At 61.3% G+C, this 26,988-nt stretch carries 18 protein-coding genes, 2 tRNA genes and 1 pseudogene; 7 read left to right on the top strand and 14 right to left on the bottom strand.

The genetic code is table 11. The annotated features are described in order from the left end of the window. Window positions 1-139 precede the first annotated feature (139 nt). The gene (locus AC1UK9_RS03000) at window positions 140-727 is read left to right on the top strand and encodes an LOG family protein (protein ID WP_482579338.1); all 588 of its coding nucleotides are present in this window, start codon (window positions 140-142) and stop codon (window positions 725-727) included. Window positions 728-795: 68 nt separating this feature from the next. Then, entirely contained in the window at window positions 796-981 is a 186-nt protein-coding gene (locus AC1UK9_RS02995; protein ID WP_025111839.1) for a hypothetical protein, read from the top strand. A 127-nt stretch (window positions 982-1,108) separates the two neighbouring features. On the opposite strand, the gene AC1UK9_RS02990 is transcribed toward AC1UK9_RS02995, so the two are convergent. From AC1UK9_RS02990 to rnr, 11 genes are all read right to left on the bottom strand, one after another. Then, window positions 1,109-2,002 (bottom strand): transglutaminase family protein, encoded by an 894-nt coding sequence (locus AC1UK9_RS02990; RefSeq protein WP_482579336.1) that lies wholly within the window; start codon window positions 2,000-2,002, stop codon window positions 1,109-1,111. Beyond that, window positions 2,002-4,488 carry a circularly permuted type 2 ATP-grasp protein gene (locus tag AC1UK9_RS02985; RefSeq protein ID WP_025111841.1) on the bottom strand — a complete coding sequence of 829 codons (2,487 nt, stop codon included), beginning with the start codon at window positions 4,486-4,488 and terminating at the stop codon, window positions 2,002-2,004. Before AC1UK9_RS02985 ends, AC1UK9_RS02990 begins: the two co-directional genes overlap by 1 nt. A gap of 88 nt (window positions 4,489-4,576) precedes the next feature. Then, window positions 4,577-7,852 (bottom strand): transglutaminase family protein, encoded by a 3,276-nt coding sequence (locus AC1UK9_RS02980; RefSeq protein ID WP_482579333.1) that lies wholly within the window; start codon window positions 7,850-7,852, stop codon window positions 4,577-4,579. A gap of 906 nt (window positions 7,853-8,758) precedes the next feature. After that, window positions 8,759-11,062 carry a YgiQ family radical SAM protein gene (locus AC1UK9_RS02975; protein WP_482579331.1) on the bottom strand — a complete coding sequence of 768 codons (2,304 nt, stop codon included), beginning with the start codon at window positions 11,060-11,062 and terminating at the stop codon, window positions 8,759-8,761. Window positions 11,063-11,254: 192 nt separating this feature from the next. Further along, window positions 11,255-12,652, bottom strand: coding sequence for a replicative DNA helicase (gene dnaB / locus AC1UK9_RS02970; RefSeq protein WP_025111844.1), 1,398 nt, complete (start codon window positions 12,650-12,652; stop codon window positions 11,255-11,257). Window positions 12,653-12,772: 120 nt separating this feature from the next. After that, a complete protein-coding gene (gene rplI / locus AC1UK9_RS02965) occupies window positions 12,773-13,219 on the bottom strand; it encodes a 50S ribosomal protein L9 (RefSeq protein ID WP_003221136.1) in 447 nt (148 codons plus the stop codon). Window positions 13,220-13,238: 19 nt separating this feature from the next. Next, window positions 13,239-14,132: a hypothetical protein gene (locus AC1UK9_RS02960; RefSeq protein WP_025111845.1), complete on the bottom strand. Its 894-nt coding sequence runs from the start codon at window positions 14,130-14,132 to the stop codon at window positions 13,239-13,241. A gap of 36 nt (window positions 14,133-14,168) precedes the next feature. Further along, on the bottom strand, window positions 14,169-14,399 hold the full coding sequence (rpsR, locus tag AC1UK9_RS02955; RefSeq protein ID WP_002551829.1) for a 30S ribosomal protein S18: 231 nt from the start codon (window positions 14,397-14,399) through the stop codon (window positions 14,169-14,171). A 28-nt stretch (window positions 14,400-14,427) separates the two neighbouring features. Continuing rightward, a complete protein-coding gene (gene rpsF, locus AC1UK9_RS02950; RefSeq protein WP_025111846.1) occupies window positions 14,428-14,850 on the bottom strand; it encodes a 30S ribosomal protein S6 in 423 nt (140 codons plus the stop codon). A 293-nt stretch (window positions 14,851-15,143) separates the two neighbouring features. Next, on the bottom strand, window positions 15,144-15,908 hold the full coding sequence (gene rlmB, locus AC1UK9_RS02945; protein WP_025111847.1) for a 23S rRNA (guanosine(2251)-2'-O)-methyltransferase RlmB: 765 nt from the start codon (window positions 15,906-15,908) through the stop codon (window positions 15,144-15,146). Continuing rightward, window positions 15,905-18,535 carry a ribonuclease R gene (rnr, locus tag AC1UK9_RS02940; RefSeq protein WP_473014317.1) on the bottom strand — a complete coding sequence of 877 codons (2,631 nt, stop codon included), beginning with the start codon at window positions 18,533-18,535 and terminating at the stop codon, window positions 15,905-15,907. The genes rlmB and rnr overlap by 4 nt, the downstream gene beginning before the upstream one ends. Window positions 18,536-18,761: 226 nt before the next feature. Between rnr and AC1UK9_RS02935 the strand changes: the two genes are divergently transcribed. The 5 genes and pseudogenes from AC1UK9_RS02935 to AC1UK9_RS02915 form a co-directional block, all read left to right on the top strand. Further along, window positions 18,762-18,848 (top strand) — tRNA-Leu (locus AC1UK9_RS02935). Between the two features lie 181 nt (window positions 18,849-19,029). Next, window positions 19,030-19,116: transfer RNA gene (locus AC1UK9_RS02930), tRNA-Leu, on the top strand. Window positions 19,117-19,308: 192 nt separating this feature from the next. Further along, entirely contained in the window at window positions 19,309-20,319 is a 1,011-nt protein-coding gene (locus tag AC1UK9_RS02925; protein ID WP_025111849.1) for an extracellular solute-binding protein, read from the top strand. Continuing rightward, window positions 20,319-21,884: an ABC transporter permease gene (locus AC1UK9_RS02920; protein ID WP_482579326.1), complete on the top strand. Its 1,566-nt coding sequence runs from the start codon at window positions 20,319-20,321 to the stop codon at window positions 21,882-21,884. The genes AC1UK9_RS02925 and AC1UK9_RS02920 overlap by 1 nt, the downstream gene beginning before the upstream one ends. 75 nt (window positions 21,885-21,959) lie before the next feature. Then, a pseudogene (locus AC1UK9_RS02915) lies at window positions 21,960-22,109 on the top strand (hypothetical protein); the annotation flags it as partial. Window positions 22,110-22,218: 109 nt separating this feature from the next. On the opposite strand, the gene AC1UK9_RS02910 reads toward AC1UK9_RS02915, so the two are convergent. The 3 genes from AC1UK9_RS02910 to AC1UK9_RS02900 all read right to left on the bottom strand — a co-directional run bounded on the left by AC1UK9_RS02910 (window position 22,219) and on the right by AC1UK9_RS02900 (window position 26,824). Further along, entirely contained in the window at window positions 22,219-24,153 is a 1,935-nt protein-coding gene (locus AC1UK9_RS02910) for a methyl-accepting chemotaxis protein (protein WP_482579324.1), read from the bottom strand. 139 nt (window positions 24,154-24,292) lie between these two features. Then, complete coding sequence (locus AC1UK9_RS02905; RefSeq protein WP_003221122.1) at window positions 24,293-25,582, bottom strand: adenylosuccinate synthase; 1,290 nt, start codon at window positions 25,580-25,582, stop codon at window positions 24,293-24,295. Window positions 25,583-25,636: 54 nt separating this feature from the next. Next, the gene (locus AC1UK9_RS02900; RefSeq protein WP_102358186.1) at window positions 25,637-26,824 is read right to left on the bottom strand and encodes an ATP phosphoribosyltransferase regulatory subunit; all 1,188 of its coding nucleotides are present in this window, start codon (window positions 26,822-26,824) and stop codon (window positions 25,637-25,639) included. Window positions 26,825-26,988 lie beyond the last annotated feature (164 nt).

The following is a 26,988-nucleotide window of genomic DNA, read 5'->3' as shown; positions in this document are numbered from 1 at the left end:
AACGGTCTGTTGTGCAGTTTGCTCGCCGCCTACGCCTGTGGCGCCAGCGGTACCTTTGAATCGCCAGAGCGCGAAGTTTAGCCCTTGGATCAAGGCGTGCCAGCCATTACCCTGTGACGGATTGACCCAGGAGGAAGGCATGTCTCTCAAATCCGTGTGTGTATTTTGCGGTGCCAACGCCGGCACTGATCCGGCTTACACCGAAGCCGCCAAAGCGCTTGGCCGCGCGTTGGCCGAGCGCCAGTTGACCCTGGTCTATGGCGGTGGCGCCGTGGGGTTGATGGGGCTTGTCGCCGACGCCGCACTGGCCGCCGGCGGTGAAGTGATCGGGATCATCCCGCAAAGCCTGATGGACAAGGAAATCGGCCACAAAAGCCTGACCCGCCTCGAAGTGGTCGACGGCATGCACGCGCGCAAGGCACGCATGGCCGAACTGAGCGATGCGTTCATCGCGCTGCCCGGCGGCCTCGGCACGCTGGAAGAGCTGTTCGAAGTCTGGACCTGGGGCCAGCTCGGCTATCACGGCAAGCCGCTGGGCCTGCTGGAAGTGAATGGTTTTTACAGCAAACTCACCGCTTTTCTCGACCATATCGTCGGCGAAGGCTTCGTTCGCGCTCCACACCGTGACATGCTGCAAGTGAGCGAATCGCCACAAACCCTGCTCGACGCCCTCGATCAGTGGAAGCCGACCATCACCCCCAAGTGGGTCGACCAAAAACCCGGCTAACCGCCGGACACCGATACAGGGCAGAATACGCGCCGCTCAACCTCACCTTCGACCCAAGAGGATCGCCCATGGCCAAACCCAATTACTCCTTCGCCAAACGTCAACGAGACCTGGCAAAGGAGCAGAAGAAAGAGGAAAAGCTTCAGCGCAAGAAACAAATGGCTGAAGAAGCGGCACTGAACCCTGACGGTGAAGTGGCGACTGACAACGATGATGATGTTGATGCACCGAAAGATCAGGCGCCCGACGCCTGAGCAAACTGCTGAAACCTTGAACACAATCCCTGTGGGAGCGGGCTTGCTCGCGAAAGCGTCGGAACATTCACTCTGGATGTGACTGAACAATTGCTTTCGCGAGCAAGCCCGCCCCCACATTTGATCTTCACTCCTCCAGTGGCATTACGGTGACCCGCACTTCCGGGTCGTGACTGCCGCCCCCCAGAATCACCCCCCGCAACGGCGACACATCAGAAAAGTCCCGGCCCCACGCCAGGGTGATGTGCTCCAGCGCCGGCTGCACATTGTTGGTCGGATCGAAATCCACCCAGCCCAACACCGGACAGAACACCGACACCCAGGCATGCGACGCATCGGCACCGATCAGCCGCGGCTGACCCGGCGGTGGCTGGGTCAGCAAATAGCCGCTGATGTAACGCGCTGCCAGCCCCCGCGAGCGCACGCAGGCGAGCATCAGATGGGCGAAGTCCTGACACACGCCACGCCGTCGCTCCAGCACCTCCACCAGCGGCGTCGCCACCTGAGTGGCCTCGGCATCGAAGGTGAACTCGCTGAAAATCTTCTGCATCAAGGCTTGCACGCCGAGCATCAAGGGCCGGCCCGGCGGGAAGCAGCTTTCAGAGAACTCGACAAAGCTGCGCTTCAGGTGCACGTAGGGTGACTGAAAGCGATAACGACAAGCCTCCAGCATCGGGGCCGACAACGGCTGGCTGCTGTAGGTCAGCGCATTGCGCGTCTGCTCCCACGCCGGGGAGAGACTGAAGTCCGCCAGCGGCCGCGCCAGCACTTCAACGGTGAGCCGTGCGTTGACCTGCAACTCGTCGTGCGGTCGCTCGAACGCCAGACGGGTCAGCGGGTTGCCGAAGACATCGAGTTCATCGCGCCGGCTCGTCGGCTCCGGACTGATCAGCAATTGCTGTTCGGTGCAGCGCTGCCATGTGCATTCACGGGGCCACAGGTGCGCCAATTGCTGAGCCAGCGACACCGGACTGTCGTAGTGATAACAGGTGTCGTGGAAGATCTGGTAATGCGCGTTCATCAGACGGACACCGTGCGCTGGCTGACATCATCGACATGGGCAAAGTGGCGCAGGGCCAGACGATCCGAGACTTGCCCGCTGGCCTCGGCGATGTCTTGCAACAAGCCCGCCAGACCATCGAGTGCGGCGCGCACGCTGGACTCGCCGAACAGCGAATTTTCCAGGCAACCCAGATCAAAGCGTGCCAGCCGCTCGACCAGTTGCGGCAGCCCGGCCTCGCGGGGCACGCCAAAATCATCGTTCAAGCGCTTCAGCGTGCGGGTCACCAGTTTCAACTGGAACAACACCGCATGCGGGTTCTGTTCGTCGAGCAGCAACAAGTCGAGCACCGGAATCAACTGCGCCACCGCCAGATAACGGGAACGGTAAGTGATGCTGCTGTTGCCCAGTTCCAGCAGCCACTCCAGCCCCGCCTGATCGAACGCGGCGCTACCGCGCAGGAACGCCGCAAGGCTGCTGCTGAGGAACTGCAGGCGCTCAATGCGCCGGCCGATCATCAGGAAGCGCCAGCCTTCGTCGCGGGTCATGTCGTCCAGGGCAAAACCGGACAGCGCCGCCAGTGACATCACCAAACGGTTGAGAAAATCCAGCAGCTCGCCGAAGTCCGGCTCGTCAGTGTCCAGCTCCATGGCTTCGCGCTGCAACTCCACCAGAGCCTGCCAGTTTTCCCGCGAGAGTTTGCCGCGCACCTGCGAGGCCGCCCACTGCAGGCGTTGCAGATTGGAGCGCAGGCTGAATGACCAGTCTTCGCCAAGCAGCGCTGCCAGCAAGCGCTCCGGCAGCTCGCCCTCCTCCGGCAACAACATCAGGCGCTCGCCCAGTTCGACCGCCGCTTGCAAGGCTTGCGGGTCGTCGCCATCGACATACCGCGCAAGCATGATCCGCAGCAATCGCGCACTGTCGTCACAACGCTCGCAATAGCGGCCGAACCAGAACAGATTCTCCACCACCCGTGACGGCAGGTACGGGTCGCGTCGTACCAGATCGTGCACGCCGACGTTGCGTTGAGTCTTCCACTGCTCGCCACTGGGCGGGCGCTCGCCCAACACCCAGGTGTCCTTGCTCGCCCCGCCGCGCTGCATCGACACCACTTCGGCATCAGCCTCGGCGGCCACCCGGGTCAGGCCGCCGGGCAATACGCGATAACCATCGCGACTGGCCACGGCGTACATGCGCATGCCGATGGCCCGCGGTTGCAACTGGCCGTCCACGGCTTGCCAGATCGGTGCCTGTGACAGCTGCGCCAGCTCTTGCGCCACGTAGGCATAAGGCCGGGCCTGCATGCGTTCGGCGAGCGCCTGACGCTGTTGTTCACTCAGATCCCGGCCGAACACCGGCGCAAAGCTTTGTGAGGGGAACGCCGGTTTGATCAGCAGCTCCGGCAGTTTTTCCAGCGCCTGCGCCAGCACCGGTGGCTCACCGCACCACCAGGTGGCGATGGATGGCAGGATCAGCTCTTCGCCGAACAGGTACTGATTGATCTTCGGCAGAAACCCGAGCAGTCCCGGAGACTCCAGCACGCCGCTGCCCAGTGCATTGGCGACCAGCACGCGCCCTTGGCGCACCGCCTCAAGCAGACCGGGAACGCCAAGTGCCGAATCGGTGCGCAGCTCCAGCGGATCGCAGAAGTCATCATCCAGACGACGCATGATCGCGTGCACCCGACGCAAGCCACTGAGGGTTTTCAGGTACACCGTGGCGTCGCGCACCGTCAGGTCGCCGCCCTCCACCAGTGGATAACCGAGCTGGCGCGCCAGATACAGGTGTTCGAAATAGCTTTCGTTGAAGCGTCCGGGCGTCAGCAGCACCACCAGCGGTGCGTCATCGTCGCTCGGTGCCTGACGCGCGAGGGTTTCCTGCAACGTGCGGAAGAATCCGGCCAGATGTTGCACCTTCAAGTCGCGGTACAACTCGGGAAAGGCGCGGGACACGATCGTACGGTTTTCCAACGCATAACCCGCTCCCGAAGGCGCTTGCGTGCGATCCGCGGTGACCCACCAGCGACCGTCTGGCGTGCGCGCCAGGTCCACGGCGTACAGATGCAGAAAGGCCTCTTCCGGCGGCGCAATGCCCTGGCAGGGCCAAAGAAAGTTGTTGTGGCCAAAGACCAGCTCCGCCGGCAACAGTCCTTCGCTGATCAACCGCTGCGGGCCATACAGATCGGCCAGCACGGCATTGAGCAGGCGCGCACGCTGGGCAATCCCGGCTGACAGATGCTGCCACTCGTCAGCGGCGATCACGTGCGGCAGCAGGTCCAGCTCCCACGGCCGATCCGCGCCTTTTGGATCGGCATAAACGTTATAGGTGACGCCGTTTTCCTGGATCTGCCGCGCCAGCAACGCCTGACGCTGCACCAGTTGCGCCGGGCTGCTGCGCTGTAACTGATCAAACAGCCGCCGCCAATGCGCGCGCACCTCCCCGCTGTCATCCAGCAGTTCGTGGTAAGTGCCCGCAGTGCGCGGGTAGCGGTCTAGCAGGTCAGGCATGGAAAGCTCGGCAGACAGCAAGGAACGGTCAGACTAACGCAGGCGCATGACACGCGGATATACGAAAAATCCGCATGTCGTACAGAACTCAGAAACGTCGCAAATCGAGCGTCATTGGCAGCTCGTCGGAGATTGTCAGGTTCGGTATCGGAAGTTTCCCTGGCGTGTGGCCGATGCGGAAAAACCGCGCCATGCGCCGGCTCTCCGCTTCGTTGGCATTGACCGGCAGCGTCTCGTAGTTGCGCCCGCCCGGGTGCGCCACGTGGTACTGACAGCCGCCCAGCGAGCGCTGCATCCAGGTGTCGAGCAGGTCGAACACCAGCGGCGCGTGCACCGGGATGGTCGGTTGCAGGCAGTTGGCCGGTTGCCAGGCCCGAAAGCGCACACCGGCAACAAACTCGCCGATGCGCCCGGTCGGCTGCAGCGGCACCGGGACGCCGTTGCAGGTCAGCAGGTAACGTTGTGGCGGCAGCCCGTTGACTTTGATCTGCAGACGCTCCAGCGACGAATCGACATAGCGCACCGTGCCGCCCGCCGTGCCCTCCTCGCCCAGCACATGCCAAGGCTCCAGCGCCTGGCGCAGTTCCAGTTCGATGCCATTGACCGCCCAATCGCCGACCTTGGGGAAACGGAACTCCAGATGCGCGGCGAACCACTCGGCGCGCAATGGATAACCGGCACTGTTGAGTTCGACGATGACGTCGGCAAAATCCTGCTCGATGAAGTGCGGCAGCATGAACCGGTCGTGCAGTTCGGTGCCCCAGCGCGCCAGTTTTGGCGGCGCATACGGTTCACGCCAGAATCGCGCAACCAGCGCCCGCAGCAACAACTGCTGAGCCAGACTCATGCGTGCATGCGGCGGCATTTCAAACGCGCGCAACTCCAGCAGACCGAGGCGCCCGGTGGCACCGTCCGGCGAATACAGTTTGTCGATGCAGAACTCGGCACGGTGAGTGTTGCCAGTGACGTCGATCAGTAAATTGCGCAGCAACCGATCCACCAGCCAAGGCGGGCATTCTTCGCCCACTTGCGGCATCTGCGCGAAGGCGATTTCCAGTTCGTACAAGGCGTCGTTGCGCGCCTCGTCGACCCGTGGTGCCTGCGAGGTCGGGCCGATGAACAAGCCGGAAAACAGGTAGGACAACGACGGGTGGTTATGCCAATAGCTGATCAGACTGCGCAACAGATCCGGGCGGCGCAGGAACGGCGAGTCCGCCGGGGTCGCGCCACCGAGGACGAAATGGTTGCCGCCGCCAGTGCCGGTGTGACGCCCGTCGATCATGAATTTTTCGGTGGTCAGGCGGGTTTGCCGTGCCTCTTCATAGAGAAACTCGGTGCGCTCGACCAATTCGTCCCAAGACGCGGACGGCCGCACGTTGACCTCGATCACGCCCGGATCCGGAGTGATACGGAAGTTGCTCAGGCGCGGATCACTCGGCGGCTCATAACCTTCCAGAAGCACCGGGCAATGCAGCTCTTCGGCGGTGGCCTCGATAGCCGCCACCAGTTCCAGATAATCCTCGACCCGCTCCAGCGGCGGCATGAACAGATACAGACGCCCTTCGCGCGCCTCGGCGCAGAACGCGGTGCGGGTCAGCCAGTCGGCGGACTCGTCGATTTTCGCTGCGCGCTCCTGCGCCGGGGCCGCCTCGCCGTGGCTATTGAGCTGGGCCGCATCCGGTAGCGGCGGGAAGTCCTGATTCGGATCGTTGGGATGAATGAACGGATACTCGGCGGCCTTCACCCATGGCTGCGAACCGAGCGGCAGGCGATAACCCAGCGGCGAGTCTCCCGGCACCAGTCGGCAATGCTCGTCACGCAGATACCAGCGCCCGCTCTGCCATTGATCGCCCTTGGCGGTGCGCGCCAGCGGCAGCACCTGGCCGATCACTTTATCCAGGCCCTGACTGAAGACTTTGCGCAGACGCGAGCGCTCCAGCGGTTCTTCCAGCCGTGAGTCTTCGGCACTGACGTTGCTCGGCAGCGCGCCCTCGCGCCAGAGGTAATAGAAGTTGTCTTCGTAGGCCGCAAACACAAAGCGGGCGGGCAACTTCAGGCGCTCGGCGACACTCGCCAGAAAACGCCCGGCCAGCACGCCGTCAGCCCCGTAATCCTGCTGTTCGTCGGCGATCAGCGCATTGTTGTGCCAGATCGGCACGCCGTCCCGGCGCCAGTAACAGTTCAGCGACCAGCGCGGCAATTGCTCGCCCGGGTACCACTTGCCCTGACCGAAATGCACCAGGCCTTTGGGCGCGTAGTGTTTGCGCATGCGCTGGAACAGTTCGGCGGAGAGCCGGCGCTTGTCCGGGCCCAACGCCGCCGTGTTCCATTCCGCGCCGTCCGGGTCGTCGATGGAGACAAAGGTCGGTTCGCCGCCCATGGTCAGGCGAACATCGCCTTGCAGCAGATCAGCATCGATTTGACGGCCCAGCGCTTGAATCGCCTGCCACTGCTCGTCGGTGTAGGGCTTGGTCACCCGTGGCGCTTCCCAGATCCGCTCCACCGACATCTCGTGGCTGAACTGGCATTCGCACGGCTCGACCAAGCCGCTGATCGGCGCTGCCGAGGACGGATCGGGACTACAGGCCAACGGGATATGCCCTTCACCGGCGAACAATCCGGACGTGGCATCCAGACCGATCCAGCCGGCACCGGGCAAGTACACCTCGCACCAGGCGTGCAGGTCGGTGAAGTCGACTTCGGTGCCGGACGGGCCGTCGAGGCTTTTCACGTCGGCGGTGAGTTGAATCAGATAACCGGAGACAAACCGTGCGGCCAACCCGAGATTACGCAGCAACTGCACCAACAGCCACGCCGAATCGCGGCAGGAGCCGGAGGCGTGTTCGAGGGTGTGCTCCGGGGTCTGCACACCCGGCTCCATGCGGATCAGGTAGCGGATGTCTTCGCTGAGGCGCTGGTTGAGCATCACCAGGAAATCCACGGCGGGCAGCGGCGTGCGATCGATGCCGTCCAGATAGGCTTTGAAAGCCGGGGTCAGCGGCAGGGTTTCGAGGTACGGCGCCAGTTCCTTGCGTTCATCGACCGCGTAGGCGAAGGGGATTGTCTCGGCGTAGGGTTCGAGGAAGAAGTCGAACGGGTTGAACACAGCCATTTCGGCCAGCAGATCAACCTCGATGCGCAGTTCGTCGGTTTTCTCGGGGAAGACCAGACGCGCGAGGTAGTTGCCCTGCGGGTCCTGCTGCCAGTTGATGAAATGCTGCTCGGGCGAGACTTTCAGCGCATACGACAGTATCCGCGTGCGGCTGTGGGCAGCCGGGCGCAGGCGAACGATCTGCGGACCGAGTTCGACAGCACGGTCGTAGCGGTAATGCGTGACGTGATGCAATGCGACATGAATCGACACGGCGTGCCTCCTGCGAGCCTAAGCGTATTCGAAAGCGCGCAAGACTTATGCCATGCAGAGGCTTGGGCGCTTTCCCGGAATGCTCAGGGCAGTACAGCACCAAAATCGGGCGATGCGGGGAAATGGTTTAGCGAAGTTGCGCCTAAATGTGGCGGCATTTGTTGATGCGGCGCCTTTGAGGACGCCTTCGCGAGCAAGCCCGCTCCCACCGGAGACCGTATTCCAAATGTGGGAGCGGGCTTGCTCGCGAAGGGGCCAGTCGTTTCAGCACATTTCTTGAACCCTGAAATGCAGAACGCCAACCCGAAGGTTGGCTAAAAAGCGACTTGGCGCGGGACCACTGGCCCTCACAGGAGACCGTATTCCAAATGTGGGAGCGGGCTTGCTCGCGAAGGGGCCAGTCGTTTCAGCGCACTTCTTGAACCCTGAAATGCAGAACGCCAACCCGAAGGTTGGCTAAAAAGCGACTTGGCGCGGGACCACTGGCCCTCACAGGAGACCGTATTCCAAATGTGGGAGCGGGCTTGCTCGCGAAGGGGTCAGTCGTTTCAGCACATTTCTTGAACCCTGAAATGCAAAACGCCAACCCGAAGGTTGGCTAAAAAGCGACTTGGCGCGGGACCACTGGCCCTCACAGGAGACCGTATTCCAAATGTGGCAGCGGGCTTGCTCGCGAAGGGGCCAGTCGTTTCAGCACATTTCTTGAACCCTGAAATGCAAAACGCCAACCCGAAGGTTGGCTAAAAAGCGACTTGGCGCGGGACCACTGGCCCTCACAGGAGACCGTATTCCAAATGTGGGAGCGGGCTTGCTCGCGAAGGGGCCAGTCGTTTCAGCACATTTCTTGAACCCTGAAATGCAGAACGCCAACCCGAAGGTTGGCGTTCTGTTGAGCTGAAAAGCGACTTAGCGCGGTACCACTGGCTTGCGGGTCGGTTTCGGCCCTTTGCCCTTGGCCGCGTCCTTGCGCTCCTTGGCCGCCTGCTGGTTGCGGGCGAACGCCGCCGCCTTGGCCTGTTCACGCTTGTCCCAAGGGTTGCCACCGTCACTGGCACGCGGCGGCAGGCCGTTGTGCTGGGTGAGAATCTTGGTGGTCTTCTCTTTCGCGACCTTGTGGCTGCCGGCCGGTGTCGAGTTCTTGCGACGGGCGCTCTGGTAGCTGTCGGTCGCTGGCTGATGGGCCGGGATCAGTTGATCCTTGCCCGGCCCGATCAGATCACCACGGCCCATGCGAATCAGCGCTTCGCGCAGCATCGGCCAGCCTTTCGGATCGTGATAACGCAGGAACGCCTTGTGCAGGCGACGCTGGTCTTCGCTCTTGACGATGGTGACGCCGTCGCTCTTGTACGTGACCTTGCGCAGCGGGTTCTTGCCCGAGTGGTACATCGCGGTGGCGGTAGCCATTGGCGACGGGTAGAACGCCTGCACCTGGTCGGCACGGAAGCCGTTGCCCTTGAGCCATAGCGCGAGGTTCATCATGTCTTCGTCGGTGGTGCCTGGGTGGGCGGCGATGAAGTACGGAATCAGGTACTGCTCTTTGCCCGCTTCCTTGGTGTACTTCTCGAACATGCGCTTGAACTTGTCATAGCTGCCGATGCCCGGTTTCATCATCTGGTTGAGCGGACCTTCCTCGGTGTGTTCCGGGGCGATCTTCAGGTACCCGCCGACGTGGTGGGTCACCAGCTCCTTGACGTACTCCGGCGACTCGACCGCGAGGTCGTAACGCAGCCCGGAAGCGATCAGGATCTTCTTCACACCCGGCAAGGCACGGGCGCTGCGGTACAGCTGAATCAGCGACGAGTGGTCGGTGTTCAGGTTCGGGCAGATCCCCGGGAACACGCAGGACGGCTTGCGGCACGCGGATTCGATTTCCGGTGTCTTGCAGGCAATGCGGTACATGTTCGCGGTCGGGCCGCCGAGGTCGGAGATGACGCCGGTGAAGCCTGGCACCTTGTCGCGGATCTCTTCGATTTCGCGAATGATCGACTCTTCGGAACGGTTCTGGATGATCCGGCCTTCGTGCTCGGTGATCGAGCAGAAGGTGCAGCCACCGAAGCAGCCACGCATGATGTTCACCGAGAAACGGATCATGTCGTAGGCCGGGATCTTTTCCTTGCCGTACGCCGGGTGCGGAACCCGCGCGTAAGGCATGCCGAACACGTAGTCCATTTCTTCAGTGGTCATCGGAATCGGCGGCGGGTTGAACCAGACGTCGATTTCGCCATGTTTCTGCACCAGCGCACGGGCGTTGCCCGGGTTGGTCTCCAGGTGCAACACGCGGTTGGCGTGGGCGTACAGGACCGGGTCGTTACGCACCTTTTCCATCGACGGCAGGCGGATCACGGTCTTGTCGCGGGTCATCTTCGGGCTGGCCAGGATCTGTACGACCTTGGCTTCCTCGGGATCATCCACAGGGCCCTTTTCTTGCTCGATGGCGCAGGCCTGGGTGTCTTGGGTGTTCACGTACGGGTTGATGATCTTGTCGACCTTGCCCGGACGGTCGATACGCGTGGAATCGACTTCGTACCAGCCTTGCGGCGTGTCACGACGGATGAACGCGGTGCCGCGCACGTCGGTGATGTCTTCGATCTTGTGCCCGTAGGACAGACGCTGCGCGACTTCGACAATCGCCCGCTCGGCGTTGCCGTACAGCAGGATGTCGGCGCTGGCGTCGATCAGGATCGAGTTGCGCACGCGATCCTGCCAGTAGTCGTAGTGAGCGATACGGCGCAGGGACGCTTCGATGCCACCGAGTACGATCGGCACATGCTTGTACGCTTCCTTGCAACGCTGGCTATAGACCAGGCTCGCGCGATCCGGACGTTTGCCGGCCATGCCACCCGGGGTATAGGCGTCGTCGGAGCGGATTTTCTTGTCCGCGGTGTAGCGGTTGATCATCGAGTCCATGTTGCCGGCCGCGACGCCGAAGAACAGGTTCGGCTCGCCGAGCTTCATGAAGTCGTCTTTGGACTGCCAGTTCGGCTGGGCAATGATCCCGACGCGGAAGCCCTGGGACTCCAGCAGCCGGCCGATGATCGCCATGCCGAACGACGGGTGATCGACGTAAGCATCACCGGTGACGATGATGATGTCGCAGGAATCCCAGCCGAGCTGATCCATCTCCTCCCTGCTCATCGGCAGGAACGGCGCTGGCCCGAAACATTCGGCCCAGTACTTTGGATAGTCAAATAACGGCTTGGCTGCTTGCATGTCGATAACCGGTGTTGGCTTTCATTGAATTTCGCGGGCGCGGAATATAGCACAAATTTTGACCAATTCCGACGGCTGTGGTCGGAAATTACGCCACGCCCCTTCGCGAGCAAGCCCGCACACACATTTGAATGCATTCCAAGTGTGGGAGCGGGCTTGCTCGCGAAGGCGTCAGCTCAAACGATGAAGAATTTACTCATCGTCGTCGAAGTTGTAACTGCCCGGCGCGAGGTTTTCGAAGCGGGTGTATTTACCGATAAAGGCCAGGCGAATAAAACCGATCGGACCGTTCCGCTGCTTGCCGATGATGATTTCGGCGATGCCCTTGTGCTCGGTTTCCGGGTGATAGACCTCGTCCCGGTACACGAACATGATGACGTCGGCGTCCTGCTCGATCGCTCCGGATTCCCGCAAGTCGGAGTTCACCGGGCGCTTGTTGGGACGTTGTTCCAGGGAACGGTTGAGCTGCGAAAGCGCCACCACCGGGCAGTTGAATTCCTTCGCCAGGGCTTTCAGGGATCGCGAGATCTCGGAAATCTCGTTGGTCCGGTTGTCACCGCTGGAACCAGGGATCTGCATCAGCTGCAGGTAGTCGATCATGATCAGGCCGACATCACCGTGCTCACGCACCAGACGCCGGGTCCGCGCACGCATTTCCGAGGGGCTGATGCCCGCGGTGTCATCGATGAACAGCTTGCGGTCGTTGAGCAGGTTGACCGCCGAGGTCAGGCGCGGCCAGTCGTCGTCTTCCAGCTGGCCGGAACGCACCTTGGTCTGGTCGATACGGCCCAGGGACGAGAGCATACGCATGATCAGCGATTCGCCTGGCATCTCGAGGGAATACACCAGCACCGCCTTCTCGCTACGCAGTACGGCGTTTTCCACCAGGTTCATCGCGAAGGTGGTTTTACCCATCGATGGACGGCCGGCGACGATGATCAGGTCGGACGGTTGCAGGCCGCTGGTCTTCTCGTCGAGGTCGGTGTAGCCGGTGGACAGGCCGGTGATTGCGTCAGCCGTGTTGAACAAGGTGTCGATGCGATCGATGGCCTTGGTCAACAGTTCGTTGACGCCCACCGGGCCGCCAGTTTTTGGCCGCGCCTCGGCGATCTGGAAGATCTGCCGTTCGGCTTCGTCGAGGATCTCTTCGGCGGTACGACCTTCAGGGTTGAAGGCCGCATCGGCGATTTCGGTGCTGATGCCGATCAACTGGCGCAACGTCGCACGCTGGCGGACGATCTGCGCGTAGGCCTTGATGTTGGCGACCGACGGCGTGTTCTTCGCCAGTTCGCCCAGGTAACCGAGGCCGCCGACCTGGGACGTCTGACCTTCCTTGTCCAATTGCTCGGCAAGGGTCACGACGTCGATCGGCATGTTCTGATCGGCCAGTTTGGCGATCGCACGGAAGATCAAACGGTGGTCATGCCGGTAGAAATCGCCGTCGGAGACTTGATCGAGCACGCGCTCCCAGGCGTTGTTGTCCAGCATCAGACCACCGAGTACAGCCTGTTCGGCCTCGATGGAATGCGGCGGCACTTTCAGCGCGGCGGTTTGCAGATCGTATTGCTCGGGAGCGGAGATTTCGTTCATGGCCACTTGGAGTCAGGGTTGAAAACGGGAGTACCAGAAAGACAAAGGGCACGACCTGTAAACAGGATCGTGCCCGATGTTACCGGCAAGCACCCGAGGGTGCCAGCCGACAAGTGTTGCTTAAGCTGCTACCACGACAACGCGTACGGTGGCTTCAACTTCGGCGTGCAGGTGCACAGCCACGTCGAATTCACCCACGTTGCGGATGGTGCCGTTCGGCAGACGAACTTCGCTCTTCTGCACTTCAACGCCGGAAGCGGTCAGTGCGTCAGCGATGTCGTGAGTACCGATCGAACCGAACAGCTTGCCTTCGTCGCCAGCGGTGGCAGTGATGGTCACTTCCAGCTCGGCCAGTTGGGCAGCACGGCTTTCAGCCGATGCTTTACGGTCTGCGGCAGCTTTTTCCAGCTCAGCACGACGCTCTTCGAAAGCAGCCAGGTTGGCAGCGGTCGCAGCGGTAGCTTTGCCGAAAGGCAGCAGGTAGTTACGGCCGTAACCGGCCTTAACGTTTACTTTGTCGCCCAGGTTGCCCAGGTTGGCGATTTTTTCCAGAAGGATCAGTTGCATGTGGAAATCCTCTTAACTTTTAACCTTCACCGTTCGCGTTATCGGTGTCTTTCGACACGTGACGACCGCGAAAATCAATCAGGCTGTCGACAATGGCCAGAACCACGAGCAACGGATAGATCAGCTGCATGAACAGCAACAGCGTGACGTACAACCCCACCAGCCAGAAACCGGCCAGTCGCTTCTGCCCGACCAGCCCGTGAATCAGGGCCAGTCCGGCGAACACCAGCGGTACACTGCACAACGGCGTCAACATGGCCATCTGTGCACCGAGATTCGGGCCCAGAAGCATCAACGCCAGCAGCAACATCGCCGGCCCCAGCGGGATCCGGATGGCGCGAAACTCGCGACCAAAACCACCCGGGTTGTACAACAACGCCTGCCAATGACGCCCGATAATCAGGCTCAGCACGCTGACGATCTGCAACAGGGCCGCAATCAGTCCGGTCAGGACCGGTGCAATCAGGGACGCGAAACGCGCTTGCTCATCCACCGACAATTGCTTGTAGGTTTCACCAAGAAGCGCCGGCATGACCTTTATCAAGGCCTGCGCGAGCATCTCGATCTGGGCCGCAAACGCCGCCCCGAGCACCACTGAAAACACCACTCCGATCACTACGCTGACCAGCAGCGTGCGGACCCAGGATTCGCTTGCGCGCAACACCAACGCAAGCCCCGAAGACCCCAGCAGCACCAGAAGTGCCCGTGGATCATCGGCATACAGCCACCAGATCAAAGCCGGCAGCAGCCCCAGGGACAGGACGCCAAGGGCGTCCGTCAATCCGCGCCGCAGAAGCACCAGGCTCCCGGCGGCAGCACCCAACCAATACAACAACGGCAATGTTGCACATCCAGCCACTACAAGAGTGGCCTGCATGCGGCCGCGCATGATGAACTCAGCTAAGGCACGCATGCATTCAATCCTTTGCTACTTGTCGACTGCCCGGTCTCAGCGGCCGTGGCTGTCGGTGTAGGCCAGCAGGGCCAGGAAGCGGGCGCGCTTGATAGCGGTGGCCAGCTGACGCTGATAACGAGCTTTGGTACCGGTGATGCGGCTTGGAACGATTTTGCCGGTCTCGGATACGTAGGCTTTCAGAGTGTTGAGATCTTTGTAATCGATCTCTTTCACGTCTTCAGCGGTGAAGCGGCAGAATTTACGACGACGGAAGAAACGTGCCATTTGATAGGCTCCTTAAAAGGTCCGTGGATTACTCGTCAGCGTTATCGCTGTTGTCGCTGTCATCACTATCAACGCTATCAGCGCCTTCGTGCTCAGGACGGTCGCGACGCTCACGGCGCTCACTGCGGTTTTCTTCAGCCTTGAGCATCTCGGACTGGCCGGTAACGGCTTCGTCGCGACGGATGACCAGGTTACGGATCACAGCATCGTTGTAGCGGAAGTTGTCTTCCAGCTCGGCCAGGGCCTTGCCAGTGCACTCAACGTTCAGCATCACGTAGTGAGCCTTGTGAACATTGTTGATTGCGTAGGCCAGTTGACGACGGCCCCAATCTTCCAGACGGTGGATTTTGCCGCCGTCTTCTTCGATCAGCTTGGTGTAACGCTCAACCATGCCGCCGACTTGCTCGCTCTGGTCAGGGTGGACCAGAAAGATGATTTCGTAATGACGCATGAATGCTCCTTACGGGTTGTAGCCTGCCGCTCAAAAACGGTCAGACAAGGAGTGAATGACACTTATGGACTTGCTGGCGCGGGGCACATGCGTGCCTGCCGTCACAGCAAGGGGCGCAATTGTAGAGAAGGGACAGAAGAGGTGCAAGGCAATTGGTGATTATTTGAACAATCACCGAAAAGCACTGTGGGAGCGGGCTTGCTCGCGAATGCGATACATCAGGCAACATTCAAGTCGACCGACATTACGCTTTCGCGAGCAAGCCCGCTCCCACAGTTTGATGGCGTACAGCCTTACTTCCTGGCTGCTGCCTTGGCCTTGGCGCCGCGCTGACGCTGCGCTTCGAACAGGCACACGCCGGTCGCCACGGACACGTTGAGACTGCTGACGCTACCGGCCATCGGCAGGTTCACCAGATAGTCGCAGTGTTCGCGGGTCAGGCGACGCATGCCTTTGCCTTCGGCGCCCATGATCAGGATGGTCGGGCCAGTCAGATCCTGGTCGTAAATGCTGACTTCAGCCTCGCCCGCCGTACCGACAACCCACAGACCGCGCTGCTGAAGCTTTTCCAGCGTACGCGCAAGGTTGGTCACCGCCACCAACGGAATCACTTCCGCCGCGCCGCAAGCCACTTTACGCACGACCGGGGTCAAGGTTGCCGACTTGTCTTTCGGCACGATCACCGCCAGCGCGCCGGCAGCATCTGCCGAACGCAGGCAGGCGCCGAGGTTGTGCGGATCGGTCACGCCGTCAAGCACCAGCAACAACGGCGCACCTTCGGTGCGGTCGAGCAACTCGTCGAGCATCGCCTCGCCCCAGACCTGGCTCGGGCTGACGTCCGCGACCACGCCCTGATGCACGCCCTCAACCCAGGCGTCCATTTCGCGACGTTCGGCCTGGCCGACCTGAACGCGATTTTCGTTGGCCAACTCAATCAGAGTCTGCACGCGCGGATCGTTGCGGCTTTCGGCCAGCCAGATCTGCTTGACGCGTTTCGGGTGGTGACGCAACAACGCTTCTACCGCGTGAACGCCGTAGATTTTTTCCAACTGACTCATGACTTCGCCTTCGGTTTACGTGCCCCACCACTTCTGGCTGGAGCCGAACCCGCTTTTGGCGGGCCTTTACGGTGTTTGCTCGGTTTGGCTGGCTTGCCGCCGGCAGCCTTGTCAGGCGCCGACCGTCCGGTCTTTCCCCCAGACGCCGCTTTACCACCGCTTTTGGCTTCGGCCAACAAGGCCTTCTTCAATTCGCGGCTTTTGCGCAGCTCGGCGTTTTTCGCCACGGCATCGCTCGGGCGATAGGCCTCCGCTGCCTTTTCCTTGGCTGGACGACGGCTGGCGGTTTTTGCCGGAGCCTTTTCGTCCGCAACCTTGGCCGCAGGTGCTGCGGTTTCGGCGCCACGTTTCTTGCGGCCGATCGGTGCGCTGATGGTTTTTTCGGCCATCTCGAAATCGATCTTGCGCTCGTCGAGGTCGACGCGCATGACCCGCACCTCAACCGTGTCGCCGAGACGGAAGCTGCGACCGGTGCGCTCGCCCGCCAGGCGGTGATGCACAGGGTCGAAGTGGTAGTAGTCACCCGGCAGCGCGGTGACGTGGACCAGACCCTCGACGTAAATGTCGGTCAGTTCCACGAACAGACCAAAACCGGTCACGGCGGTGATCACGCCCGGGAACGATTCGCCCACGCGATCCTTCATGAACTCGCACTTGAGCCAGTTCACGACGTCGCGGGTCGCTTCGTCGGCGCGGCGTTCGCTCATCGAGCACTGCTCGCCGAGTTGCTCCAGCGCCGCTTCGTCGTACGGATAGATACGCGCCTTCGGAATGCTCATCGCACCGGCACGACGAACGTGCGGGGTATCCTGTTTCGAATGGATCACGCTGCGGATGGCGCGGTGCGTGAGCAGGTCCGGGTAACGACGGATCGGCGAAGTGAAGTGCGTATAGGCTTCGTAGTTCAGGCCGAAGTGGCCTTCGTTCTGGGCGCTGTACACCGCCTGACTCAGCGAACGCAGCATCACGGTCTGGATCAGGTGGAAATCCGGACGGTCCTTGATGCTCGCCAACAGGGCCTGATAATCCTTCGGCGACGGACCATCCTTGCCTTTGTGCAGGGACAGACCCAGCTCGCCAAGGAAGGCGCGCAGTTTTTCCAGACGCTCCGGTGGCGGGCCGTCGTGGACGCGGTACAGCGCAGGAATTTCGTGCTTCTTGAGGAATTCGGCGGTGGCCACGTTGGCCGCCAGCATGCATTCCTCGATCAGCTTGTGCGCATCGTTGCGGGTGGTCGGACGGATTTCGGCAATCTTGCGCTCGGAACCGAAGATAATCCGGGTTTCCTGCGTTTCGAAATCGATCGCGCCGCGCACGTGGCGAGCAGCCAGCAATACTTTGTACAGCGCATAAAGCTGCTTGAGGTGCGGCACGACGTCGGTGTACTCGCCACGCAGCTTGCGCGCTTCGGCAACCTTCGGCGTTTCCAGCATCGCGCTGACCTTGTTGTAGGTCAGACGAGCGTGGGAATGGATCACCGCTTCATAGAAGCAGTAGTCGGTCATTTCGCCGGACTTGGAGATGGTCATCTCGCAAACCATGGCCAGACGATCAACATGCGGATTCAGCGAGCACAGGCCGTTGGACAGCTGCTCAGGCAGCATCGGCACTACGCGCTCCGGGAAGTACACCGAGTTGCCGCGCACCTGGGCTTCGTTGTCCAGGGCCGATCCGATCTTCACGTAGCTGGAAACGTCGGCAATCGCCACGTACAACTTCCAGCCGCCGGAGAACAGGCGCAGCTTGCCCGGCTTGGCTTCGCAGTAGACCGCGTCGTCGAAGTCGCGAGCGTCTTCACCGTCAATGGTGACGAACGGCAGATGGCGCAGGTCGATGCGCTTCTCTTTGTCCTTCTCTTCGACTTCCGGTTTGAGCTTGGCCGCTTCTTTCAGAACGGCTTCAGGCCAGACGTGCGGAATGTCGTAAGTGCGCAGCGCGACATCGATTTCCATGCCCGGCGCCATGTAGTTGCCGACCACTTCGACCACGTCGCCTTGCGGCTGGAAGCGTGGAGTCGGCCAGTGGGTGATTTTCACCTCGACGAACTGACCGATCTGCGCATTGGCGTTGCGGCCCGGCGTGACCAGCACTTCCTGCTGGATCTTCGGGTTGTCCGCGACGACAAAACCGATGCCGCCTTCTTCAAAGTAGCGACCGACGATGGTTTCGTGAGCACGCGACACCACTTCGACGATCACGCCTTCGCGGCGTCCGCGACGATCGAGACCGGAAACGCGGGCCAGCGCACGGTCACCGTCAAACACCAGGCGCATTTGCGCCGGGCTCATGAACAGGTCATCGCTACCATCGTCCGGCACGAGGAAGCCGAAGCCGTCACGGTGACCGCTGATGCGGCCGAGGATCAGGTCGAGCTTGTCCACCGGCGCGTAAGTGCCGCGGCGGGTGTAGATCAGTTGAGCGTCGCGCTCCATGGCGCGCAGGCGGCGGCGCAGGGCTTCGATCTGGTCTTCTGTGGTCAGACCAAACTCTTCGACCAGTTGCTCGCGGGCAGCCGGCGAACCCCGATCGGCGAGATGCGCCAGGATCAGTTCGCGGCTAGGAATAGGGTTTTCATATTTTTCCGCTTCACGAGCGGCCTCGGGATCGAGGGACTGCCAATCGGCCATTAGAGAGTTTTCACCTTGTCTATATGCGGGTTAGTTTGGCATAGGCGCCATCAAACGGGAAATTTCCGACTCTATAAGGCCCTTCTAAAGCCTTGTATCGACGCCTGAAAGCCCTTTTGAACACCGCCGGTAAAAAAAATCATTTTTTTTGCTGGCAGGGGTTTACAGTTAAAAAGACGCTCCGTATAGTGCGCGCCATCGACAACGCAGACGCGCTGTAGATCATGCCCAGGTGGTGAAATTGGTAGACACGCCAGCTTCAGGTGCTGGTGACCTTACGGTCGTGGAAGTTCGAGTCTTCTCCTGGGCACCAATTTCGAGTTTGAGACTAGATCAGTTTCAAGACTCACACAAAAACCCGCGAAAGCGGGTTTTTTGCATTCTAAGGAACGGATTTGTTAAAACCGATTTATTAAAATCAAATCAGGGGTTTACAGATCAAAAAGCGCTCCGTATAGTGCGCCACATCAACAGCGGCAACGCTCGCGATGAATGCCCAGATGGTGAAATTGGTAGACACGCCAGCTTCAGGTGCTGGTGACCTTACGGTCGTGGAAGTTCGAGTCTTCTTCTGGGCACCAATTCAAATTCAAGGTTACGACCTTGAATTTCACAAAAACCCGCGAAAGCGGGTTTTTGCGTTTCTGGCGATTGAAAAACCAATAGCCACCGGCCCTAACAAACACCTGCCCTCCCCGCAAGGCGCATCTGAGAAACAATATCGTTTATCATTGTTGCAAGTTTTTGCAATGCGACAGTGAGGAACCCCGCGAATGACGTTTCGAAATACCCTGCGCCGAGGCTTGACCTACACCCTGCTCGGCCTGGCACTCGCCACTCCCCTCACCCAGGCAGCCGACACGACTGCCCTGACCCTCTACAACGGTCAACACAAGGAAGTCGGCGATGCGATCGCCAAAGCCTTCGAGGCCAAGACCGGCATTCACGTCAACGTGCGCAAAGGCAGCAGCAACCAGCTCGCCAGCCAGGTGATCGAAGAAGGCGACCGCTCCCCCGCCGACGTGATCTACACCGAAGAATCCCCGCCACTGAACAATCTTGGCGAACAAGGCCTGCTGGCCAAGACCGATGACGCCACGCTGGCCGTGTTGCCGAAAGAATACGTCGCCGGCAATGGCACCTGGATCGGCGTCACTGCGCGGGTTCGCGTGGTGGCGTACAACCCGAAACTGATCGATGAAAAGGATCTGCCGACATCGGTACTCGGGTTCTCCGATCCGAAATGGCAAGGCAAGGTCGGTTTCGTGCCAACCAGCGGCGCGTTCCAGGAACAGGCCGTGGCAATCATCAAGGTGCACGGTCGTGACGCCGCCGAAGAATGGCTGACCGGCCTGCGCGCCTTCGGCAAAACCTACAGCAACAACATGGTCGCGCTTAAAGCTGTAGAGAACGGCGAAGTCGCCACGGTATTGGTGAACAACTATTACTGGTTCGCCCTGCAGCGCGAAAAAGGCAAACTCGACTCGAAACTGCATTACTTCACCGGCGGCGACGTCGGCGGGCTGATCACCGTGTCCAGCGCAGCGGTACTGAAATCCAGCAAGCACCCGAAAGAAGCCCAGCAATTGCTCGCCTACATGGCCAGCGAGGAAGGCCAGCGCGTGATCACCCAGACCACCGCCGAGTATCCGCTGCACAAAGGCATGGAATCGGATCGCGGGCTCAAGCCATTCAGTGAGCTGCAAGCACCCAACGTCACCCCGGCCGACCTCGGCAACGCCGAAGAGGCCTTGGAGCTGGAACGTGAAGTTGGCCTGAACTGATGGCCGCATCGTTATCCGCCCCCGCCGCGCGCGGGGGTTACGTGCCACGGCGCAAGCGGCCGTCAATCTGGTTGGTGCTGCCAGTCTTATTGCTGGTGGTGCTGAGCCTGTTGCCGCTGGCCTACGTCGGCCTGAAAGCCTGGCAGGCCGGCTGGGCTGAGGCGCTGCACTTGCTGTGGCGCCCGTACGTGTTCGGTTTGCTGCGCAATACTCTGGCACTGATGGTTGGCGTGACGCTCGCCTGCGGCGTGATTGGTCTGTCGCTGGCCTGGCTGCTGGAGCGCAGCAATCTGCCGGGGCGGCGCCTGTGGGGCGTGATTCTGTGCCTGCCGTTCGCGGTGCCGGCATTTGTCAGCAGCTTCACCTGGGTGTCGTTGAGCGCACAGTTCGAAGGCCTTGGCGGAGCGATCCTGGTGATGAGCCTGTCGAAGTACCCGCTGATCTTTCTGCCGGTAGCGGCGACCTTGCGCAACCTCGATCCGTCCCTTGAAGAATCCGCCCGCACCCTGGGGCAGAACCGCTGGGGAGTGTTTTTCCGCGTCACCCTGCCACTGCTTTGGCCGTCGCTGCTGGCCGGCTCGCTGCTGATTGCCTTGCACATGCTGGTGGAATTCGGCGCTCTGTCGATCATCGGCCTGCAAACTTTCACTACGGCGATCTATCAGCAATTCGAACTGGAATTCAGCAACGCCAACGCGGCGATGCTCTCGGCGGTATTGCTCGCGCTGTGTCTGGCGCTGCTGTGGCTGGAACTGCGTGTACGCGGCAAAGGCCGGCATGTGCGCACCGGCCAAGGTGCGGCGCGTCAGGCTGAGCAGGTTCGACTGGGGCCATGGGCCGTCGTCGGTCAGTTGTACTGTCTGTTGCTGGCGATTGTCGGCAGCGGGATTCCGCTGGGCATGCTTGCGTATTGGCTGGCGGTCGGCTCATCGGCAGCCTTCCCGGTCGCCGCAATCACTGAGGCCCTGCTGTCGTCGCTGGCACTGTCGCTGGGCGGCGCAGCGCTGTGCCTGATGCTGGCGGTGCCGGTCGGGCTGCTGGTGGTGCGTTACAAGGGCCAACTGGCGATCTGGGCCGAACGCTTGCCGTATCTGTTGCATGCGCTGCCGGGCCTGGTGATTGCCCTGACGCTGGTGTATTTCGCCCTGCATTACGTGCCGGCGCTGTACCAGACTTCGGCGCTGCTGCTGATCGCTTATGCGCTGCTGTTTTTGCCTCTGGCACAGGCGCCGATTCGCACGGCGCTGAACAAGGCGGCGCCGCAGCTGGAAGAGGCCGCGCGCACACTGGGCGCGTCGTCGTTCACGGCGTTTTGCCGGGTGACCCTGCCGATCATCTTCCCGGCATTGGGCGCGGCGTTTGCGCTGGTGTTTCTGGATGCAATGAAAGAACTGACGGCGACGCTGCTGCTGAGTCCGACCGGGCTCAATACGCTGGCTACCGAGGTGTGGGCGCATACGGCGAATGTCGAGTTTGCGGCGGCAGCGCCTTATGCGGCGTTGTTGATCCTGGTGTCAGGGTTGCCGGTTTACCTGCTCACAACGCGGATGTATCTGAGTCGCTGAAATCGCCTTCGCAAGCAAGCCCGCTCCCACATTCGATCGCGCTCCCAGGCTGGTATGCGATCAAACTGTGGGAGTCCGACCGGGCTCAATACGCTGGCTACCGAGGTGTGGGCGCATACGGCGAATGTCGAGTTTGCGGCGGCAGCGCCTTATGCGGCGCTGTTGATTCTGGTGTCAGGGTTGCCGGTTTATCTGCTCACAACGCGGATGTATCTGAGTCGCTGAAATCGCCTTCCCGAGCAAGCCCGCTCCCACATTCGATCGCGTTCCCAGGCTGGTATGCGATCAAACTGTGGGAGCGGGCTTGCTCGCGAAGAGGCCCGACCAGACAACATCAAGCCCGGAACTGCCCCAGGCTTGCCTTCAACTGCGCCGCCAACCCATCCAGCACCTTGCCACTGGCCGTGGTCTCCACCACCGCCTGCGCCGCTTTCTCGGCCTGAGCATGAATCGTCTCGACCCGCCCGCGCACCGCTTGCGCGCCCTGCGCCTGATGCGCTGCTGCCTGCGTTGCCAAGCCGATCGCAGCGTGCACCTGCTCGACTGACGCCTGCACCGTCTGCTGCAACCGCGCACTGTCGCGCAACACCAGCAAACCCTCGCTGGCTTGGCGCCCGGCCTGACCGATCGCCTCGACCGCCTCACGCGCGCCCTGCTGCAAGGCGACGATGTGCGCCTGAATGTCGCCAGTCGAGCTTTGCGTCTTGCTCGCCAGGGCGCGCACTTCATCCGCCACCACCGCAAAACCACGCCCGGTCTCGCCGGCCCGTGCCGCTTCAATGGCCGCGTTGAGTGCCAACAGGTTGGTCTGTTCGGCAATGCCGTGAATCACCGTCAGCACCACTTCAATCTGTTCACTCTGCTGTGCCAGTCGCTCGATCACTTTCGCCCCGGTATCCACCTGCCCCGCCAGCGCCTCGATCAGGCTGCCGACCTTGGCCGAGGTGCGGGTGTTTTCGTCAGTGGCCTGGCGAATATCCACTACCTGCTTTAATGCCGCCTGCATCGCATGGCTTTCCGATTGTGCCTCGTCGGCCATTTGCGACAGCGCGCGCAGGCTTTCCGCAACCTCGTCACGCTGCATCCCGGCGGCCGCATCGGCACCGGCGTTGCGCAGGGTCATGGCGCCGATTTCCACGCCCGTGCGCTGAGCCACGTCGCCCGCTTCGCGCACGATGGGCTGCAACTTATCCACAAAGCGATTGACCGCCGAGGCCATGTCGCCAATCTCGTCCTTGCTGTTGATCTGCACACGCTTGGTCAGGTCGCCCTCGCCTGCCGCGAGGTCATCCATCGCAGCGTTGAGCATCTTCAAGCGATTGACCACCCGATGCCCCAGCACCACCGCCAGCAACAGCAGCACCCCACAGCCGACCAGCGCCAGGCCCATGCCGATCCGCCAACGCAAGGTCGCGGCAGCGTCCTGCACGGTGCTGCGGGTATTGGCTTTCATTTCGGCAGCGGTGGATTGCGCCGACTGCAGACGCGCCTGCATTGCTGCGGCGCTGTCAGCGGCGGCCCCCTTCAGGCTGTCGCCGACCAATTGATCACTGCTGGCGATCAGCGCCGAGAAGCGCTGGTCGAGTGCTGCCAGATCGGTTTCCACCGAGGCCGTCGAAACGCCCATCAGTACCTTGCCGATTTCCACGCCATTGGGATTGATCGAGGCCTCAAGGTAGTAGACCGACGGATCGTGCTTCGCCGCGTCCAGCACCTTGTCCAGCGCACGCTCGCCCTGACCTTTTTCCAGCAGGGCCTTGTTGATCGGATTTTCGCGGTTGAGGTAGCGCGTCAGATGCTGCCCGGTGGCGTCGTCATAGACCACGAACAGCACGTTGGGATTGCGCTGGGCACGACGGGCGAATTCGGAAAGGGTCGGCACGTCGCTGTCCCACATGGCACGCGGTGCAACCGAGGCGAGCAACTGAGCCATGTCATTGGCCGAGTCCTTCAGGTCCTTTTCCAACGTCGTGCGCAGTTGTGCCTGCTCGTCCTTCAGACGCGAGGACAGGCCGGCAGTCAGGCGCTGACGAGTGTTGGTGGACAAGGTATCGAGGCTCGACGTGACCTCACGCCCGGCCTGCTCCAGCTCACCGGACAGCTTCTGGCTGTCGACGCCCAGGCGAGCGCCAAGATCGGCTTCCAGCGCGGTGACCGTGCTCCGCGTCAGGGCGACTGCCACCAGCACTTGCACCAAAAGGGCGATACCAAGGGTAACGAACACGGGCCGCAACAAACGGCTTTGTAACAGTGAGAGAACGGCCGACACTGTGAATCCCTCTACTTCTGACGCCATTAATTTGATGGCACTCTTGTAGACAGATTTACAGCAAAGGTCATGCCGTGCAGCCGGCATAAACGACAAAGGCCCCGATTAAGGGGCCTTTGTTTTTTACATCAACAACTTATCAAGCAAACGGATGGCGCAGAACGATGGTTTCGTTGCGATCCGGGCCCGTCGAAATAATGTCGATCGGCGCACCGATCAGCTCTTCAACGCGCTTGATGTACGCACGGGCATTAGCTGGCAACTCTTCCAGGGTCTTGGCACCCACGGTCGATTCGGTCCAGCCCGGCACTTCTTCGTACACAGGCTGCAGGCCTACGTAGCTGTCAGCGTCGGTCGGCGCAACGGCGTTGCCCTGCGCATCTTTGTAGCCAGTGCAGATGTTGATGGTTTCCAGACCATCGAGTACGTCCAGCTTGGTCAGGCAGATGCCCGAGATGCTGTTCACATCGATAGCGCGACGCAGGATAACGGCGTCGAACCAGCCACAACGACGGGCACGGCCGGTGGTCGCGCCGAACTCGTGACCTTGCTTGGCCAGGTGTGCGCCCACGTCATCAAACAGCTCAGTCGGGAACGGGCCAGAACCCACGCGAGTGGTGTAAGCCTTGGTGATGCCCAGGATGTAGTCCAGGAACATCGGGCCAACGCCCGAACCGGTCGCCACGCCACCAGCGGTGGTGTTGGAGCTGGTCACGTACGGGTAAGTACCGTGGTCGATGTCGAGCAACGAACCCTGGGCACCTTCGAACATGATGTCTTTGCCGGCGCGACGCAGGTCGTGCAGCTCGGCCGTCACGTCCAGCATCAGCGGCTTGAGCAGCTCAGCGTATTCCTTGCACTCGGCCAGGGTTTTTTCGAACTCGATGGCCGGCTCTTTGTAGTAACCAACCAGCATGAAGTTGTGGTAATCCACCAGCTCACGCAGCTTGTCTTCGAAGCGCGGCATGTTGAGCAGGTCGCCCACACGCAGGCCACGACGTGCAACCTTGTCTTCGTACGCCGGGCCGATGCCGCGACCGGTGGTACCGATCTTCAGCTCGCCACGGGCCTTTTCACGTGCCTGGTCCAGCGCCACGTGGAAGGACAGGATCAGCGGGCAGGACGGGCTGATACGCAGGCGCTCGCGCACCGGTACGCCTTTCTCTTCCAGCTTGGTGATCTCGCGCAGCAGGGCGTCAGGTGCAACCACCACGCCGTTGCCGATCAGGCACTGCACGCCTTCGCGCAGCACGCCCGACGGGATCAGGTGCAAGACGGTTTTTTCGCCGTCGATCACCAGGGTGTGGCCAGCGTTGTGGCCACCTTGGTAGCGCACTACGGCGGCAGCATGTTCGGTCAGCAGATCAACGATCTTGCCTTTGCCCTCATCACCCCATTGGGTGCCCAGGACTACGACATTCTTACCCATAACACTTGTCCTCATTCGCGCAAACTTGGTGCCGGCGGTGGCCGGCAGGAAAACTCAAGAAGCCAGTGGCGATACTTGCCAAAGCCCGTTCTGCTGAATCAATTGCCGGTCGCAGTCCGCATCACGGGCGGCGGCCAAAGGTTGTCCAGGCAACGCCTGAACGACACGCTGACCCTCACTGCGCAACTGGCAAACCTGCTGCCAGAGTGCCGCATCCGTACTGTCAGGCATCCAGATACCGCCAGACGGTAGCTCGATTTCAGCACGCCCCAGGGTCACCAGGGTTTTCAAATCGGTAGAGAAGCCGGTCGCCGGACGGGCACGACCGAAGTCGGCGCCGATGTCATCGTAACGACCGCCCTGAGCGATGGACTGACCCACGCCCGGTACAAACACCGCGAACACCACACCGGTGTGGTAGTGGTAGCCGCGCAGCTCACCCAGATCGAAGTACAGCGGCAGATCCGGGAAGCGCGCCGACAGACGCTCGGCGATCGCCAGCAAGTCTTCCAGCGCGGCCAGCACCGGCGCCGGCGCATTGGCCAGACGCTCACGGGCGGCAGCCAGCACTTCACGCCCGCCACACAGATCGACCAGCGCCCGCAGCATGCCGGACAAGTCCGCCGGCAAGCCTTCGGTCAAGGTAATGACCTCGTCGATGGCCTTGCGTTGCAACGCATCGAACAACTGCTGCTCGACTTCACCCGACAGACCGGCCGCACGTGCCAGTCCACGGTAGATGCCGACATGACCGAGGTCCATGTGTACATCCGGCACATCGGCCAGTTGCAGCATGGCCAGCATCAGGCTGATCACTTCAACGTCACTGCTCGGGCTGGCGTCGCCGTACAACTCGGCGCCCAACTGGATCGGGCTGCGCGAGGACGACAGTGCACGCGGCTGGGCATGCAGCACGCTCCCGGCGTAGCACAGACGGCTCGGGCCTTCGCGACGCAGGGTGTGCGCATCGATGCGCGCCACTTGCGGCGTGATGTCGGCACGGAACCCCATCTGCCGGCCCGATTGCGGGTCGATGACCTTGAAGGTCCGCAGATCCAGGTCCTGGCCCGCACCGGTCAGCAGGGATTCCAGGTACTCGATATGGGGAGTCACGACAAACTCGTAACCCCAGCTCTGGAACAGATCCAACACCTGACGACGCGCGACTTCAATGCGCGCCGCTTCCGGTGGCAGTACTTCTTCGATGCCATCTGGCAGCAGCCAGCGGTCTACCGTTGCCATTACGCCATTCCCCTTTGATCCGGGCGGCCAGCCTGCGGGCGAGCCTTGAGTGAAGCAGAAAATGACCGGCCCGTTCAAAACGCACGCGCATGAACGACGCGGCGAAAGGCCTATTACCGGCTTCGCCCATCACTTTCCTCGAAAATCTCTCGGGCCATTCAACC

It is taken from the genome of Pseudomonas sp. AK-TSAG1-1, from assembly GCF_056821665.1.
The sequence above is the reverse complement of the archived record's forward strand: the minus strand, read 5'-3'. Positions and strand labels throughout refer to the sequence as shown.

What these genes read in the sequence shown, in the direction of transcription:
- AC1UK9_RS03000 (WP_482579338.1), top strand. Translation starts at nt 140, where the DNA reads ATGTCTCTCAAATCCGTGTGTGTATTTTGCGGTGCCAACGCCGGCACT.
- AC1UK9_RS02995 (WP_025111839.1), top strand. Translation starts at nt 796, where the DNA reads ATGGCCAAACCCAATTACTCCTTCGCCAAACGTCAACGAGACCTGGCA.
- AC1UK9_RS02990 (WP_482579336.1), bottom strand. Translation starts at nt 2,002, where the DNA reads ATGAACGCGCATTACCAGATCTTCCACGACACCTGTTATCACTACGAC.
- AC1UK9_RS02985 (WP_025111841.1), bottom strand. Translation starts at nt 4,488, where the DNA reads ATGCCTGACCTGCTAGACCGCTACCCGCGCACTGCGGGCACTTACCAC.
- AC1UK9_RS02975 (WP_482579331.1), bottom strand. Translation starts at nt 11,062, where the DNA reads ATGCAAGCAGCCAAGCCGTTATTTGACTATCCAAAGTACTGGGCCGAA.
- dnaB (WP_025111844.1), bottom strand. Translation starts at nt 12,652, where the DNA reads ATGAACGAAATCTCCGCTCCCGAGCAATACGATCTGCAAACCGCCGCG.
- rplI (WP_003221136.1), bottom strand. Translation starts at nt 13,219, where the DNA reads ATGCAACTGATCCTTCTGGAAAAAATCGCCAACCTGGGCAACCTGGGC.
- AC1UK9_RS02960 (WP_025111845.1), bottom strand. Translation starts at nt 14,132, where the DNA reads ATGCGTGCCTTAGCTGAGTTCATCATGCGCGGCCGCATGCAGGCCACT.
- rpsR (WP_002551829.1), bottom strand. Translation starts at nt 14,399, where the DNA reads ATGGCACGTTTCTTCCGTCGTCGTAAATTCTGCCGCTTCACCGCTGAA.
- rpsF (WP_025111846.1), bottom strand. Translation starts at nt 14,850, where the DNA reads ATGCGTCATTACGAAATCATCTTTCTGGTCCACCCTGACCAGAGCGAG.
- rlmB (WP_025111847.1), bottom strand. Translation starts at nt 15,908, where the DNA reads ATGAGTCAGTTGGAAAAAATCTACGGCGTTCACGCGGTAGAAGCGTTG.
- rnr (WP_473014317.1), bottom strand. Translation starts at nt 18,535, where the DNA reads ATGGCCGATTGGCAGTCCCTCGATCCCGAGGCCGCTCGTGAAGCGGAA.
- AC1UK9_RS02925 (WP_025111849.1), top strand. Translation starts at nt 19,309, where the DNA reads ATGACGTTTCGAAATACCCTGCGCCGAGGCTTGACCTACACCCTGCTC.
- AC1UK9_RS02920 (WP_482579326.1), top strand. Translation starts at nt 20,319, where the DNA reads ATGGCCGCATCGTTATCCGCCCCCGCCGCGCGCGGGGGTTACGTGCCA.
- AC1UK9_RS02905 (WP_003221122.1), bottom strand. Translation starts at nt 25,582, where the DNA reads ATGGGTAAGAATGTCGTAGTCCTGGGCACCCAATGGGGTGATGAGGGC.
- AC1UK9_RS02900 (WP_102358186.1), bottom strand. Translation starts at nt 26,824, where the DNA reads ATGGCAACGGTAGACCGCTGGCTGCTGCCAGATGGCATCGAAGAAGTA.